Genomic DNA, 15297 nt, shown 5'->3' with positions numbered 1-15297 from the left:
CCGAGCGCCCGAATGGGCGCCGCCGCCTATGCGGCGAAGCCAAGGAAACCGGAGGTTTCCGCCCGGCGTCTGAGGGGCCTTGAGCGGTCACGCGAAAAGGCCATTGACATAGGCCTTTCCCCGGCGACGGGGTGGGTGAGGGGGGCGGGTCGCGCAGGCGGCCCGCCCCTTTTCGTTGGCGGGCGCTGGACAAGCGCCCGGGGCAAGCCCTACCGGTGCCGGGACGGGCCGCGGGAGCCATCATGGAACAGCAGGACCTGGCGGGCTTCTGGCGCCGCGCCTTCGCCAACATCATCGACCTGATCTGGTTGTTCCCCCTCGCGATGCTGCTGGGCGCGCTGGCGGAGGCGGTGAATGGCGGCGCCATGTCCGGGGCCGCGGAGCTGATGAGCAACGTCATCACCGGGCTTGTCGTGCTGCTTTTCTGGGTGGAGCGTGGCGGCACGCCGGGGAAGCTCGCCCTCGGCATCCGCATCATCGATGCCGAGACAGGCGGCGAGGTGCCCATCGGCCGCCTGGTGCTGCGCTATATCGGCTACCTCGTCTCCGCCATCCCGCTCGGCCTCGGCTATTTCTGGATGCTGTGGGATGACCGCCGCCAGACCTGGCACGACAAGATCGGCGGCACATTGGTGGTGAAGGTCGCACGCTAACTGGCGCCGGTGCTCTCGACAGGCCTCCTCCGCTGATATAGATCACGGCCCTCGCGCGGCCCCAGAGGGGCGTAGCTCAATTGGCTAGAGCGCCGGTCTCCAAAACCGGAGGTTGGGGGTTCGAGACCCTCCGCCCCTGCCAGCCGGCCGCGCAGTCTTCGCGGCCGCAGGCCCCCCGAAGCCGGGGGGCTGGCGGACGCGCAGGCCGGGACTTTGTCGGAAGTCCCGGGCACCGGGGTCCGGGCCACTCTTCCGGTGGCGGGCCCCGTGTTCGGGTTGTGTCATCGTCAACGCCGTGAAGGGGCCCCTCTTGGCCAAGCTCGATCCCGCGCTGTTCGTCCGCGAGGTGCGGCAGGAAGTGGCCCGCGTCACCTGGCCGTCGCGCAAGGAGACGCTGATCACGACCGGTCTCGTGCTCGCTTTGTCGGCGGCCGCGGCGGTGTTCTTCCTGGTGGTGGACCAGATCATCGCCTACGCGATGCGGATGCTGTTCGGGGTAGGTGGCTGATGGCCGACAAGAAGTGGTACGTGGTCCACGTCTATTCGGGCTTCGAGAAGAAGATCTCCCAGCAGCTGCGTGAGCAGGCCGCCCAGAAGGGCCTGGCCGACGCCTTCGAGGAGATCCTGGTCCCGGCCGAGGAAGTGGTCGAGGTCCGCCGCGGCACCAAGACGAACCAGGAGCGCAAGTTCTTCCCGGGCTATGTCCTGGTGAAGATGGAAATGACCGACGACGCCTGGCACCTGGTGAAGAACACGCCGAAGGTGACGGGCTTCCTGGGCGAGAAGAACCGCCCGACGCCGATCCGCGAATCCGAAGCGCAGCGCATGCTGAAGCAGGTGCAGGACGGCGCCGACAAGCCGAAGCGCCCCGCCATCGTCTTCGAGGTGGGCGAGCAGGTCCGCGTGGCCGACGGCCCCTTCACGAGCTTCAACGGCACGATCGAGGAAGTGGACGAGGAACGCGGCCGCGTGAAGGTCAGCGTCAGCATCTTCGGCCGCTCCACGCCGGTGGAGCTGGAATACGGGCAGGTCGAGAAGCTCTGAGGGCAGGGGCTGCAGGCTGCGGCCACCGTCGGTGCGGCGCCCTCTAGGTACACGGGCGATGCAAGGTATTTTCTGCATCGCACGGCCTGCATTCGTCTACCCAAGGTTGCTTTTTGCCGATTCGATATCGTAAAGGGTGGCCGCGGCATGACGCCGTAGCCATGGTTGGCCCCAGGACGTGGCCGCTCCCACAACCCATCGAACGGTGTCCCGATGTCACTTCGATCTTGCCGGGCGGTGCTCGCCGGCGCTGGCCTGGTCTTGACCGTCGCCTGTGCTGGCAACCCTTCTGAGCCCCCTGTCCGCATTGCCGTCACCACCACGCCGGTCGGCGCGACCTGTGAAGCGCGGCGGGACGGGCAGGCGGTGGGGCGGGTTGCGCCCACGCCGGGCCTGCTGCGGGTGACCAACAGCGCATCGCCGATCCAAGTCTCCTGCGATGCGCCCGCACACGCCACGGGACGCACGGTCATCGCCTCACGCACCGATGGCTCGACTGCCGGGCTCTACTTCCTGGCAGGCGGATTGATCGGCCTCGCGGCTGCATCGGCAACCGGCGCCATGTACGCCTACCCCGCCGACACCCACGTGGCGTTGGTGCCGCAGTCCTTTCCGGACGTGACGCAGCGCGACGCCTTCTTCGATCCGATCATCGCCCGGCTGCGGGAACAGGTCAGTGGCACAACCAATGACGCGCCGGCCGTCACGCTGATGGAGGCCGAGATCGTGCGGCTGGAAGGCCTGCGCCAAGCCGCCCGCATCGGCGTCTGACGGGCGGCCCATCGCGGGGCTGGACTCGCCCCCGACCCCCCGCTATACGCGCGCCTCCGCAGAGCGGCCCGGGTTTTCCGGGCCGTTCGGCGTTCTGCCACAGTTGACATTGGAACGCGGGAGAGCCGGGCGACCGGTTCGCAGGTACCGCGGGCCTCTGCCACCAACAGAGGATCGATCATGGCGAAGAAGATCGTCGGCTACATCAAGCTGCAGATCCCGGCCGGCAAGGCGAACCCGTCCCCGCCCGTGGGTCCGGCGCTCGGCCAGCGCGGCCTGAACATCATGCAGTTCGTGAAGGAATTCAACGCGGCGACGCAGCAGATGGAGCCGGGCACGCCGACGCCCGTCGTCATCACCGCCTATTCCGACCGCACCTTCTCCTTCATCACCAAGACGCCCCCCAACACCTACTTCCTGCTGAAGGCGGCGAAGATCGAGAAGGGCAGCACGACGCCGGGCAAGGGCCCGAATGTCGGCCGCGTCACCAAGACGCAGCTCGCCGAGATCGCCAAGGTGAAGATGAAGGACATGAACTGCACCACCGTCGAGGCGGCGGTGCGCATGCTCGCAGGCTCCGCCCGCTCGATGGGCATGACCGTGGTGGAGGGCTGATCCATGGCCAAGCAGGGCAAGCGCCTCAAGGCGATCGTCGCGGGTCTCGACCAGGAGAAGGCCTACGCGCTGGATGAGGCGATCAGCCTCGCCAAGGCGAACGCCAAGGCCAAGTTCGACGAGACGATCGAGATCTCGATGAACCTCGGCATCGACCCTCGCCATGCCGACCAGATGGTCCGCGGCGTGGTCGGCCTGCCGAACGGCACCGGCAAGACGGTCCGCGTGGGCGTCTTCGCCCGCGGCCCGAAGGCCGAGGAAGCCAAGGCCGCCGGCGCCGATGTGGTGGGCGCGGACGACCTGGCCGCCCTGGTGCAGGAAGGCAAGATCGAGTTCGACCGCTGCATCGCGACGCCGGACATGATGGCCCTCGTCGGCCGCCTCGGTAAGGTGCTCGGCCCGCGCGGCCTGATGCCGAACCCGAAGCTCGGCACCGTGACGATGGACGTGAAGGGCGCCGTGACGGCCGCCAAGGCCGGCCAGGTGGAGTTCCGCGCCGAGAAGGCCGGCATCGTCCATGCCGGCATCGGCAAGGCGAGCTTCGAGGCCGAGGCGCTGGTCGCCAATGCCCGCGCCTTCGTCGACGCGATCCAGAAGGCCCGCCCGACGGGTGCCAAGGGCACCTATGTGAAGAAGGTCTCGCTCTCCTCCTCCATGGGCCCCGGCCTGAAGGTGGATGTGGCCAGCCTCTCTTCCGGCGGCTGAGTGTTCGCCCCGGCCCAGGCCGGGGCCTGAGAGATTCGGCGCCCGCTGAGGGCGCCGGGCAGGGCAGGGGCCCAAAAGGCCTTTGCCCGAACCTGTCGGAGACCTCCTGTGGCCCAGCCCGGCTTCGTGCCGGCGGGCCTTGATGCGGCGGAAGCCACGCAGGGGATAGATGGGGTGCCGCAATGCTTTCCGCCCCCGGGGTCATGCCCGGCGGCTTGGCTTGGCGGTCCCGATCCAGCAGGCCATTCGGGGTCTGGCGTCGCTCGCGGCGCCGCGGCCCCGCGCTTGAACCGGCCGGGGCCCTTCCAAAAGGCCCTCGCCACCATCCGGATGTCCTTCGCGCGGCGGGCCTGGCTTGCCCCGCGGGTGGCGTGAATCCGGGTGGCAACTGTAACGGAGACGGGACGTGGACCGTTCGGAAAAGGCTGCCTTCGTGGCGGCGCTTCAGGCGGTGTTCGCAGATACGTCGTTCGTGCTCGTCAGCCAGAACAAGGGCCTGACGGTCGCGGATGCGACGAAGCTGCGGCGCCAGATGAACAGCGCCGGCGCGACCTACAAGGTGGCAAAGAACCGGCTGGCCGCCCTCGCCCTCGATGGTACCAGCTTCCAGGGCATCTCGCCGCTGCTGAAGGGTCCGACCGCGCTCGCGTGGTCGAAGGATCCGGTGGCCGTGGCGAAGACCGCCGTGGAATTCGCCAAGGGGAACGACAAGTTCGTGATCCTTGGCGGGGCGCTCGGCAAGCAGACCCTGAACGCCGATGGCGTGAAGGCCCTGGCCGAACTGCCGTCGCTGGAAGCGCTGCGTGCGTCGCTGCTTGGCATGATCCAGACCCCGGCCACCCGCATCGCGGGCGTGCTGCAGGCCCCTGGCAGCCAGCTGGCGCGCGTCTTCAGCGCCTACGCCAAGAAGGACGAGGCGGGGGCGGAGGCGGCCTGACAGGGCCGCATTCGCACAGCCTGAGACACCGAGGACACCGGGGCGGGGCCAACCCACCCAGGTGTTGCAAACATCAAGCCAAGCCATTAGATCGAAGGACATACACACATGGCCGATCTCGCTAAGCTCGTTGACGAGCTCTCCGCCCTGACCGTCCTGGAGGCCGCTGAGCTCTCCAAGATGCTGGAAGAGAAGTGGGGCGTTTCCGCCGCCGCGCCGGTGGCCGTTGCCGCCGCCGCTCCGGCCGCCGCCGCCGCTGCCCCGGTCGAGGAAAAGACCGAGTTCACCGTGACGCTGAAGGCGGGCGGCGACAAGAAGATCAACGTGATCAAGGAGATCCGTACGATCACCGGTCTCGGCCTGAAGGAAGCGAAGGACCTGGTCGAGGGCGCGCCGAAGCTGGTCAAGGACGGCGTGAACAAGGACGAGGCTCAGAAGATCAAGAAGGTGCTGGAAGAGAACGGCGCCACGGTCGAGATCAGCTGAGTATTCGGCGGAACCGGCCCTGGCGAACCCAGGGTCGGCACCGCGGAAGCTTCCGGGGGACTCCCTTCGGGGTCCACCGGACACTATCTGGCGGGAACGGGCGGGACTCCCGGAAGGGAATCCCGCCCGCGCCCGCGTTTGACGGTGGTTCAACCATCGTCGGTTGCGACTAATCGTCACGGGGCCGGGCATTCCGGTCCGCGCTGGCGGGGCACTCTGGCGAAGATCCTCCGGGCGCGATGCGCGGCCGGCAGGCACGGGAAGCGGGACAGGCATGAACGCTATCACGAAGTCGTTCACGGCGCGCAAGCGGATCCGGCGGTCCTTCGGGCGGTTGCCCGAAGTGGCGCCGATGCCCAACCTCATCGACGTGCAGCGCGCTTCCTATGAAGCGTTCCTGCAGATGGGGGTGGACCCGGACAGCCGCACGCATACCGGGCTTCAGGAGGTCTTCAAGTCGGTCTTCCCGATCGACGATTTCGGCGGCCGAGGCCGCCTGGAATTCGTCCAGTACGAGCTGGAAGAGCCGAAATACGACGTCGAGGAATGCATCCAGCGCGGGCTGACCTTCGCCGCGCCGCTGAAGGTGCGGCTGCGCCTCATCGTGTGGGACGTGGATGAGGACACGGGTTCTCGTTCCGTGCGCGATATCAAGGAGCAGGACGTCTACATGGGCGACATGCCGCTCATGACGGACAACGGCACCTTCATCATCAACGGCACCGAGCGCGTCATCGTTTCCCAGATGCACCGCAGCCCGGGCGTCTTCTTCGATCACGACAAGGGCAAGACCCACAGCAGCGGCAAGTACCTCTTCGCCGCGCGCGTCATCCCCTATCGCGGCTCCTGGCTCGACTTCGAGTTCGACGCCAAGGACATCTGCTATGTCCGCATCGACCGGAAGCGGAAGCTGCCGGCGACGACGCTGCTCTATGCCCTCGACAGCCAGTGGACCGAGAAGCAGCGCGCCGATCGCGCGGCCGCCGGCCTTCCCGCGCTCGAGATCGGCGAGATCCGCGGCATGGACGCCGAGGAGATCCTGAACGCCTTCTACGGCCAGGTGGTCTTCTCCCGTGGCCCCAAGGGCTGGTCGCGCCCCTTCGACCCGGACGCCTTCCGCGGCATCAAGCTGCAGGAAGCGCTTGTCGATGCGAAGACCGGCCAGGTGGTGGCCGAGAAGGACGTGAAGCTGACGCCGCGCGCGGCGCGGAAGATCGCGGAAGGCGGCACGACGGAAGTGCTGGTCGGCCGCGCGGACCTGCTCGGCCGCTTCGTGGCCGAGGACATGGTCAACATGCAGACCGGCGAGATCTGGGCCGAGGCCGGCGAGGAACTGACCGAGCCCAAGCTGGTCGCGATCGAGGAGGCCGGGCTCGACCGCCTGCCGACGCTGGCGATCGACCAGTCCGCCGGCCCCTGGATCCGCAACACGCTCGCGGTGGACAAGAATTCCAACCGCGACGAAGCGCTGATGGACATCTACCGGGTGATGCGCCCGGGCGAGCCGCCGACCGCCGACACGGCGGAGACGCTGTTCCGCGGCCTGTTCTTCGATGCGGAGCGCTACGACCTTTCGGCCGTCGGCCGCGTGAAGATGAACATGCGCCTCGGCTTCTCCGCCGATGAGGTGCCGGACACGCAGCGGACGCTCCGCAAGCAGGACATCGTGCAGACGCTGCGCGTCCTGCTGCAGCTGAAGGACGGCAACGGCTCCATCGACGACATCGACAACCTCGGCAACCGGCGCGTGCGCTCGGTCGGCGAGCTGATGGAGAACCAGTATCGCGTCGGCCTGCTGCGCATGGAGCGCGCGATCAAGGAGCGCATGGGGTCGGTCGATATCGACACCGTCATGCCGCATGACCTGATCAACGCGAAGCCGGCGGCGGCGGCGGTGCGGGAGTTCTTCGGCAGCAGCCAGCTGTCGCAGTTCATGGACCAGACCAACCCGCTCTCCGAGGTGACGCATAAGCGCCGCCTCTCGGCGCTGGGCCCGGGCGGTCTGACGCGTGAGCGTGCGGGCTTCGAGGTGCGCGACGTGCACCCGACCCATTACGGCCGCATCTGCCCGATCGAGACGCCGGAAGGGCCGAATATCGGCCTCATCAACAGCCTCGCCACCTTTGCCAAGGTGAACAAGTACGGCTTCATCGAGACGCCGTATCGCCTGGTGAAGGACGGCAAGGTGACCGGCGCGCCGCGCTACCTCTCCGCCATGGAGGAGGAACGCCTGGTCGTCGCGCAGGCGGATGCCGAGGTCGACACGGATGGCAGCTTCAAGTCGGAGCTGGTCAGCGTGCGCGATGGCGGCGACTTCCGCCTGGTGAAGCCGGAGGAGGTGACGGCGATCGACGTCTCCCCGAAGCAGCTCGTCTCCGTCGCCGCGGCGCTGATCCCGTTCCTCGAGAACGACGACGCCAACCGCGCGCTGATGGGCTCCAACATGATGCGCCAGGCGGTGCCGCTGATCCAGGCGGATGCGCCGCTGGTCGGCACCGGCATGGAGGCGGCAGTGGCGCGCGACAGCGGCGCCACCATCGTGGCCAAGCGCGACGGCATCATCGACAGCATCGACGGTGCGCGCATCGTCGTGCGCGCGACGGCGGATGACGGCACCACCAAGGGCGTCGACATCTACCGCCTGCGCAAGTTCATGCGTTCCAACCAGTCCACCTGCATCAACCAGCGCCCGCTGGTGAAGGTGGGGGACAAGGTGAACGCCGGCGACATCATCGCCGACGGCCCGTCCACGGAGTTCGGCGAGCTGGCGCTGGGCCGCAATGCCCTCGTCGCCTTCATGCCCTGGAACGGCTACAACTTCGAGGACAGCATCCTGATCTCGGAGCGCATCGCGCGCGACGACGTCTTCACCTCCATCCATATCGACGAGTTCGAGGTGATGGCCCGCGACACCAAGCTGGGCCAGGAGGAAATCACCCGCGACATCCCGAACGTCGGTGAGGAAGCGCTGCGCAACCTCGACGAGGCCGGCATCGTCTATATCGGCGCGGAAGTGCAGCCGGGTGACATCCTGGTCGGCAAGGTGACGCCGAAGGGCGAGAGCCCGATGACGCCGGAGGAGAAGCTCCTCCGCGCCATCTTCGGCGAGAAGGCCAGCGACGTGCGCGACACGTCGCTTCGCCTGCCGCCGGGCGTGGCCGGCACCATCGTCGATGTCCGCGTCTTCAGCCGCCGCGGCGTCGACAAGGACGAGCGCGCGATGGCGATCGAGCGCGCCGAGATCGACCGCCTGGCCAAGGACCGCGACGACGAGAAGGCGATCCAGGAGCGGTCCTTCTTCTCCCGCCTCCGCGAGCGTCTGCTGGGCCGCAAGGCCTCCGGCGGCTTCAAGGGCGTGAAGGCCGGCACGGAGCTGACGCAGGACGTGCTCGACCAGTTCGCCAAGGCGACTTGGCGCCAGATCGGCGTGCAGGACGATGCGGCGATGGCGGAGATCGAGGCGCTGAAGCGCGAATTCGATGCCGCGGTTGAGCGCCTGCAGAAGCGCTTCGAGTCGAAGGTCGAGAAGCTGCAGCGCGGTGACGAGCTGCCGCCCGGCGTGATGAAGATGGTCAAGGTCTTCGTCGCGGTGAAGCGCAAGCTGCAGCCGGGCGACAAGATGGCCGGCCGCCACGGCAACAAGGGTGTCGTCTCCCGCGTCGTGCCGATCGAGGACATGCCGTTCCTGGAAAGCGGGCAGCCGGTGGACCTGGTGCTGAACCCGCTCGGCGTGCCCTCGCGCATGAACGTGGGTCAGATCCTGGAGACGCACCTCGGCTGGGCCTGCGCCAATATCGGTCGCCAGATCAGCGACCTCGTCGAGGAGTATCGCCGTGGCGGTGCGATGCGCGAGGAGCTGATCGCCAAGCTGCGCGAGGCCTACCCGGATGACGTCATCGCGCGGGACATCGACCCGATGGATGACGACCAGCTGATCGAGCTCTGCGAGAACCTGAAGAAGGGCGTGCCCATCGCGACGCCGGTCTTCGACGGTGCGCGCATGGCGGACATCGAGGGCATGCTGGAGAAGGCGGACCTCGACAAGTCCGGCCAGGTCTGGCTGCACGATGGCCGTTCGGGTGAGCGCTTCGAGCGCAAGGTCACGGTCGGCTACATCTACATGCTGAAGCTGCACCACCTGGTGGATGACAAGATCCACGCCCGCTCCATCGGCCCCTACTCGCTCGTCACCCAGCAGCCGCTGGGCGGCAAGGCGCAGTTCGGTGGCCAGCGCTTCGGCGAAATGGAGGTCTGGGCGCTGGAGGCTTACGGCGCCGCCTACACGCTGCAGGAGATGCTGACGGTGAAGTCGGACGACGTGTCCGGCCGCACCAAGGTCTATGAGGCGATCGTCCGCGACCAGGACAATTTCGAGGCCGGCATCCCGGAATCCTTCAACGTGCTGGTGAAGGAACTGAAGTCGCTGGGTCTCAACGTGGACCTCGAGAATCGCCCTGCTTGATCGGGCCTTCTGACTGCCCGCGCCGCCCTCGGGCGGCGCGGTTCTCTCTCCCTTTTCGTGGCGCGCAGGCCCAAGGGCTGACGCGCCGGACGGAGTGGACCGCATGAACGAACTGATGAAGATCCTCGGCCAGACCGGCCAGGCGATGACCTTCGATCAGATCCGCATCTCGATCGCCTCGCCGGAGCAGATCCGCTCCTGGTCCTATGGCGAGATCAAGAAGCCGGAGACGATCAACTACCGCACCTTCAAGCCGGAGCGGGACGGGCTGTTCTGCGCCCGCATCTTCGGCCCGATCAAGGACTACGAGTGCCTCTGCGGCAAGTACAAGCGGATGAAGTTCCGCGGCATCATCTGCGAGAAGTGCGGCGTCGAGGTCACGCTCGCCAAGGTCCGGCGCGAGCGCATGGGCCATATCGAGCTGGCGTCGCCGGTCGCGCATATCTGGTTCATGAAGAGCCTGCCGTCGCGCGTTGGCCTCATGGTCGACATGTCGCTGAAGGAGCTGGAGAAGGTCCTCTACTTCGAGAGCTATGTGGTGCTTGAGCCGGGCCTGACGGACCTGAAGCTCCATCAGCTTCTCACGGAAGACCAGTACCAGAACAAGCAGGACGAGTTCGGCGAGGACGCCTTCTCGGTCGGCATCGGCGCCGAGGCGGTGAAGCAGATGCTCGCTGCCATCGACCTCGACAAGGAAGCGACCCGGCTGCGCACGGAGCTGAAGGAGACGACCTCCGAGGCCAAGCGCAAGAAGCTGGTGAAGCGCCTCAAGATGCTGGAGAGCTTCGCCGAAGGCGGCGCGCGTCCGGAGTGGATGATCCTGGACGTCGTCCCGGTCATCCCGCCGGAGCTGCGCCCGCTGGTGCCGCTCGATGGCGGCCGCTTCGCGACCTCGGACCTGAACGACCTCTATCGTCGCGTCATCAACCGCAACAACCGCCTGAAGCGGCTGATCGAGCTGCGCGCGCCGGACATCATCGTGCGCAACGAGAAGCGCATGCTGCAGGAAGCCGTTGACGCGCTGTTCGACAATGGCCGCCGCGGCCGCGCGATCACGGGCGCCAACAAGCGCCCGCTGAAGTCGCTGTCCGACATGCTGAAGGGCAAGCAGGGGCGGTTCCGCCAGAACCTGCTCGGCAAGCGCGTCGACTACTCCGGCCGTTCGGTCATCGTGGTGGGTCCGGAGCTGAAGCTCCACCAGTGCGGCCTGCCGAAGAAGATGGCGCTGGAGCTGTTCAAGCCCTTCATCTACTCGAAGCTCGAGAAGTACGGCCACGCCACCACCATCAAGGCCGCGAAGCGGATGGTGGAGAAGGAGCGGCCGGAGGTGTGGGACATCCTCGAGGAGGTGATCCGCGAGCACCCGGTCCTGCTGAACCGCGCGCCGACGCTGCACCGCCTGGGCATCCAGGCCTTCGAGCCGACGCTGGTCGAGGGCAAGGCGATCCAGCTGCACCCGCTGGTCTGCACCGCCTTCAACGCGGACTTCGACGGCGACCAGATGGCCGTGCACGTGCCGCTGAGCCTCGAGGCGCAGCTGGAAGCGCGCGTGCTGATGATGTCCACCAACAACATCCTCAGCCCCGCCAACGGCAAGCCGATCATCGTGCCGAGCCAGGACATCGTGCTCGGCCTCTACTACCTCAGCCTGGAGACGCCGGAATTCCGCGCGGCGGATGAGCGTGCGGCCCCGGCCTTCGCGACCATCGGCGAGATCGAGCAGGCGCTGGCCGCCGGCACGATCAACCTGCACACCAAGATCCGCGCCCGCCGCAAGGCCGCGGACAAGGACGGCAACACGGTCACCGAGCGCGTGGTGACGACGCCTGGCCGGATGTTCATGGGCGCGCTGCTGCCCCTGCACCCGGCGGTGCCCTATTCGCTGCTGAACCGCCAGCTGACCAAGAAGACGATCTCCGACGTCATCGACGCCGTCTATCGTCACTGCGGCCAGAAGGAGAGCGTGATCTTCGCCGACCGCCTGATGGGCCTCGGCTTCCGCCATGCGGCGAAGGCGGGCATCAGCTTCGGCAAGGACGACATGGTCATGCCGGACAGCAAGTACACGCTGATCGGCAATACCAAGGACCAGGTGAAGGAGTTCGAGCAGCAGTACCTCGACGGCCTCATCACCGCCGGCGAGCGCTACAACAAGGTGGTCGACGCCTGGTCGCGCTGCACGGAAGAAGTGGCACAGGCCATGATGAAGGAGATCCAGAAGCAGGAGATCGGCAAGCCCGCCAACTCCGTCTGGATGATGTCGCATTCCGGTGCGCGCGGTTCGCCCGCCCAGATGCGCCAGCTCGCCGGCATGCGCGGCCTGATGGCCAAGCCCTCGGGCGAGATCATCGAGCAGCCGATCATCAACTGCTTCAAGGAAGGCCTGACGGTGCTGGAGTACTTCAACTCCACGCACGGCGCCCGCAAGGGCCTAGCCGACACGGCGCTGAAGACGGCGAACTCGGGCTACCTGACCCGCCGCCTGGTGGACGTGGCGCAGGACTGCATCATCGTCGAGGATGATTGCGGCACCGAGCGCGGCATCACCGTGCGCGCCGTGATGGATGGCGGCGAGGTCGTCTCCTCGCTCTCCGAGCGCATCCTGGGCCGGACGACGCAGGAGGACGTGCTCGACCCCGCCGATGGCCGCGTGCTGGTGAAGATCAACACGCTGATCGAGGAGCCGGAGGCGGAGCTGATCGAGAAGGCCGGCGTGGAGGCGGTGAAGATCCGCTCCGTGCTGACCTGCGATGCGCGCGTCGGCGTCTGCGGCCATTGCTACGGTCGCGACCTCGCCCGCGGCACGCCCGTCAACACCGGTGAGGCCGTGGGCGTCATCGCCGCGCAGTCGATCGGCGAGCCGGGCACGCAGCTGACCATGCGCACCTTCCACATCGGCGGTGCCGCGCAGCGTGGCGCGGAGCAGTCGGCGGTGGAGGCGATCGCGGACGGCACGGTGAAGTTCCTGAACCGCGTGGTGGTCACCACGAGCCAGGGCGCCACCATCGTCATGGCCCGCAACTGCGAGGCCGTGCTGCATGACGCGAACGGGCGGGAGCGCGGCCGGAGCCGCGTGCCCTACGGTGCGCGCCTGCTGGTCGAGGAAGGCGCCGCGGTGTCCCGCGGCCAGAAGCTGGCGGAATGGGACCCCTTCACCCTGCCGATCATCACCGAGAAGAACGGCAAGGTGGAGTTCGCCGACCTGATCGAGAACGTCACCCTCATGGACCGCATGGACGAGGTGACGGGGCTCTCCTTCAAGGAGGTCGTCGAATACAAGTCCGTCGGTCGCGGCGCCGATCTCCGTCCGCGCCTGATCCTGCGCGACGCGGCGGGCAACGTCGTGAAGCGCGACAATGGCGCGGAGGCGATCACCGTCCTGCCGCCGGGCTCGATCCTCTCGGTCGAGAACGGCAAGGAGGTCAGCATCGGCGACGTCATCGCGCGCATGCCGCGCGAATCGTCGAAGACGCGCGACATCACCGGCGGTCTGCCGCGGGTGGCCGAGCTGTTCGAGGCGCGTCGTCCGAAGGATGCGGCGATCATCGCCGACATCGATGGCCGGGTTGAGTTCGGCAAGGACTACAAGGCCAAGCGCCGCATCCTGGTCGTCCCCGACCAGGTGGGCGATGAGCCGGTGACGCCGCGCGAATACCTGGTGCCGAAGGGCAAGCACGTCTCGGTGCAGGAAGGCGACTACGTGAAGGCCGGTGACCCGCTGGTCGACGGCCCCCGCGTGCCGCATGACATCCTGCGCGTGCTGGGTGTCGAGGCGCTGGCGAACTACCTCGTCAACGAGATCCAGGACGTCTATCGACTGCAGGGCGTGAAGATCAACGACAAGCACATCGAGGTGATCGTTCGCCAGATGCTGCAGAAGGTCGAGATCCTGGATCCGGGCGACACGACCTACCTGGTCGGCGAGACGGTGGAGCGAATCGAGTTCGAGATCGAGAACGAGAAGCGCATCCTGGCGAAGGAGCGCCCCGCGCGCGCCGAGCCGGTGCTGCAGGGCATCACCAAGGCCTCGCTGCAGACGACCTCCTTCATCTCGGCCGCGTCGTTCCAGGAGACGACTCGGGTGCTGACGGAGGCCGCGACGGCGGGCAAGGTCGACAACCTGATGGGCCTGAAGGAGAACGTGATCGTCGGGCGTCTCATCCCGGCGGGCACGGGCTCCGTCATGAACAAGCTGCGCGCCGTGGCGGCGCAGCGGGACCGCGGCCGCATCCCGGCCAGCCCGGCCCCGCTGCCGGGGCCTGCCCGCGCGGCGGAGTAACGGGCGGGCGGCCCGTCCAGGCCCCCCTTCTGCCGGCCTGGACCCCATCCGCAACGGGTGGGGCGAAGGCATGGCGTGGTGGAATGGCGGCCCTGCCGGGAATGGCGGCGCCGAAGACTTCGGGAAGTTCCACTTCGCTTGACTCAACAGGACGCGCCGGATAAACGGCGGGTCCTTGGTCGGGGTGGTGCATCAGCATCGCACGGCCGGGCTGTAATTTTGGTCCACAGCGATGCGTCGCCGGCGCCGCCCTCCCGAAGTCAGGGAGGGCTGAGGCCGGTGGCAGGACGGTAGCCCGCAGGGTGCGCAATTGCGCGTCCACGCGGGCCAACGTGCTTGGCGGCGTTGTGGAAAGACGGGACGGGCACGAAGGGGCGTCATGCCGACGATCAACCAGCTCATCGCCACGGGGCGTGAGCCCATTGCGAAGCGGAACAAGGTTCCGGCCCTGCAGGGCAGCCCCCAGAAGCGGGGCGTCTGCACGCGCGTCTATACGACGACGCCGAAGAAGCCGAACTCCGCTCTGCGTAAGGTGGCCAAGGTCCGCCTGACGAACGGCTACGAGGTCGTGAGCTACATCCCGGGCGAGGGCCACAACCTGCAGGAACACTCCGTTGTCCTGATCCGCGGTGGCCGCGTGAAGGACCTTCCGGGTGTCCGCTATCACATCCTGCGTGGCGTGCTCGACACGCAGGGCATCGCGAAGCGTCGCCAGCGCCGGTCGCTGTACGGCGCCAAGCGGCCGAAGTGAGGATCTGAGAGATGTCGCGCCGCCATAGCGCCACGAAGCGTGAAGTTCTGCCGGACCCGAAGTTCGGTGACCTCGTGCTGAGCCGTTTCATGAACGTGCTCATGTACGACGGCAAGAAGAGCACCGCCGAGGGCATCGTCTACGCCGCCATGGACACGCTGAAGCGCCGCGGGGGTCCGAACAGCGACCCGCTGCGCGTCTTCCATGAGGCGATGGACAATGTGAAGCCGGCCGTGGAAGTCCGCAGCCGCCGCGTCGGTGGCGCGACCTACCAGGTCCCCGTCGAGGTTCGGCCGGAGCGGCGCCAGGCGCTCGCGATCCGCTGGATCATCGACAGCGCGCGCAAGCGCGGCGAGCACACGATGGAAGACCGCCTTTCGGCGGAGCTGATGGACGCCGCCAACAACCGTGGGTCGGCCGTCAAGAAGCGCGAAGACACGCACCGGATGGCGGAGGCGAACAAGGCCTTCAGCCACTACCGCTGGTAAACAAGACCCGATCCTGAGGACCTGAAGCAATGGCCAAGGCGAAATTCGAGCGGACGAAGCCGCACTGCAACATCGGCACGATCGGGCACGTGGACCATGGGAAGAC

At 67.4% G+C, this 15297-nt stretch carries 12 protein-coding genes and 1 tRNA gene; all 13 read left to right on the top strand.

Translation table 11 applies throughout. From position 1 onward, the window contains the following. The first annotated feature begins 242 nt into the window (after positions 1 to 242). The 13 genes from G3576_RS30585 to rpsG all read left to right on the top strand — a co-directional run bounded on the left by G3576_RS30585 (position 243) and on the right by rpsG (position 15191). Positions 243 to 653: an RDD family protein gene (locus G3576_RS30585; protein ID WP_164698276.1), complete on the top strand. Its 411-nt coding sequence runs from the start codon at positions 243 to 245 to the stop codon at positions 651 to 653. 65 nt (positions 654 to 718) lie between these two features. Further along, positions 719 to 795: transfer RNA gene (locus tag G3576_RS30580), tRNA-Trp, on the top strand. Positions 796 to 963: 168 nt separating this feature from the next. Continuing rightward, positions 964 to 1161: a preprotein translocase subunit SecE gene (gene secE, locus G3576_RS30575; protein WP_092961094.1), complete on the top strand. Its 198-nt coding sequence runs from the start codon at positions 964 to 966 to the stop codon at positions 1159 to 1161. Next, complete coding sequence (gene nusG, locus G3576_RS30570) at positions 1161 to 1697, top strand: transcription termination/antitermination protein NusG (protein ID WP_164698275.1); 537 nt, start codon at positions 1161 to 1163, stop codon at positions 1695 to 1697. Before secE ends, nusG begins: the two co-directional genes overlap by 1 nt. A 213-nt stretch (positions 1698 to 1910) precedes the next feature. Next, positions 1911 to 2468, top strand: a complete 558-nt coding sequence (locus G3576_RS30565) for a hypothetical protein (protein ID WP_164698274.1) — start codon at positions 1911 to 1913, stop codon at positions 2466 to 2468. Positions 2469 to 2648: 180 nt separating this feature from the next. Continuing rightward, the gene (gene rplK / locus G3576_RS30560; protein WP_164698273.1) at positions 2649 to 3083 is read left to right on the top strand and encodes a 50S ribosomal protein L11; all 435 of its coding nucleotides are present in this window, start codon (positions 2649 to 2651) and stop codon (positions 3081 to 3083) included. Between the two features lie 3 nt (positions 3084 to 3086). Continuing rightward, on the top strand, positions 3087 to 3788 hold the full coding sequence (gene rplA / locus G3576_RS30555; protein WP_164698272.1) for a 50S ribosomal protein L1: 702 nt from the start codon (positions 3087 to 3089) through the stop codon (positions 3786 to 3788). A gap of 406 nt (positions 3789 to 4194) precedes the next feature. Continuing rightward, positions 4195 to 4725: a 50S ribosomal protein L10 gene (gene rplJ, locus G3576_RS30550; RefSeq protein ID WP_164698271.1), complete on the top strand. Its 531-nt coding sequence runs from the start codon at positions 4195 to 4197 to the stop codon at positions 4723 to 4725. Between the two features lie 108 nt (positions 4726 to 4833). After that, the gene (gene rplL / locus G3576_RS30545) at positions 4834 to 5211 is read left to right on the top strand and encodes a 50S ribosomal protein L7/L12 (RefSeq protein WP_164698270.1); all 378 of its coding nucleotides are present in this window, start codon (positions 4834 to 4836) and stop codon (positions 5209 to 5211) included. 274 nt (positions 5212 to 5485) lie between these two features. After that, a complete protein-coding gene (gene rpoB / locus G3576_RS30540; RefSeq protein ID WP_164698269.1) occupies positions 5486 to 9673 on the top strand; it encodes a DNA-directed RNA polymerase subunit beta in 4188 nt (1395 codons plus the stop codon). 103 nt (positions 9674 to 9776) lie between these two features. Beyond that, positions 9777 to 13952 (top strand): DNA-directed RNA polymerase subunit beta', encoded by a 4176-nt coding sequence (rpoC, locus tag G3576_RS30535; RefSeq protein ID WP_164698268.1) that lies wholly within the window; start codon positions 9777 to 9779, stop codon positions 13950 to 13952. Positions 13953 to 14331: 379 nt separating this feature from the next. Then, the gene (rpsL, locus tag G3576_RS30530; protein WP_164698267.1) at positions 14332 to 14703 is read left to right on the top strand and encodes a 30S ribosomal protein S12; all 372 of its coding nucleotides are present in this window, start codon (positions 14332 to 14334) and stop codon (positions 14701 to 14703) included. An 11-nt stretch (positions 14704 to 14714) separates the two neighbouring features. After that, positions 14715 to 15191: a 30S ribosomal protein S7 gene (rpsG, locus tag G3576_RS30525; RefSeq protein WP_164698266.1), complete on the top strand. Its 477-nt coding sequence runs from the start codon at positions 14715 to 14717 to the stop codon at positions 15189 to 15191. The last annotated feature ends 106 nt before the right edge of the window (positions 15192 to 15297 follow it).

Source organism: Falsiroseomonas algicola (genome assembly GCF_011040385.1).
GTDB classification, from domain to species: Bacteria; Pseudomonadota; Alphaproteobacteria; order Acetobacterales; family Acetobacteraceae; genus Falsiroseomonas; species Falsiroseomonas algicola.
The sequence above is the reverse complement of the archived record's forward strand: the minus strand, read 5'-3'. Positions and strand labels throughout refer to the sequence as shown.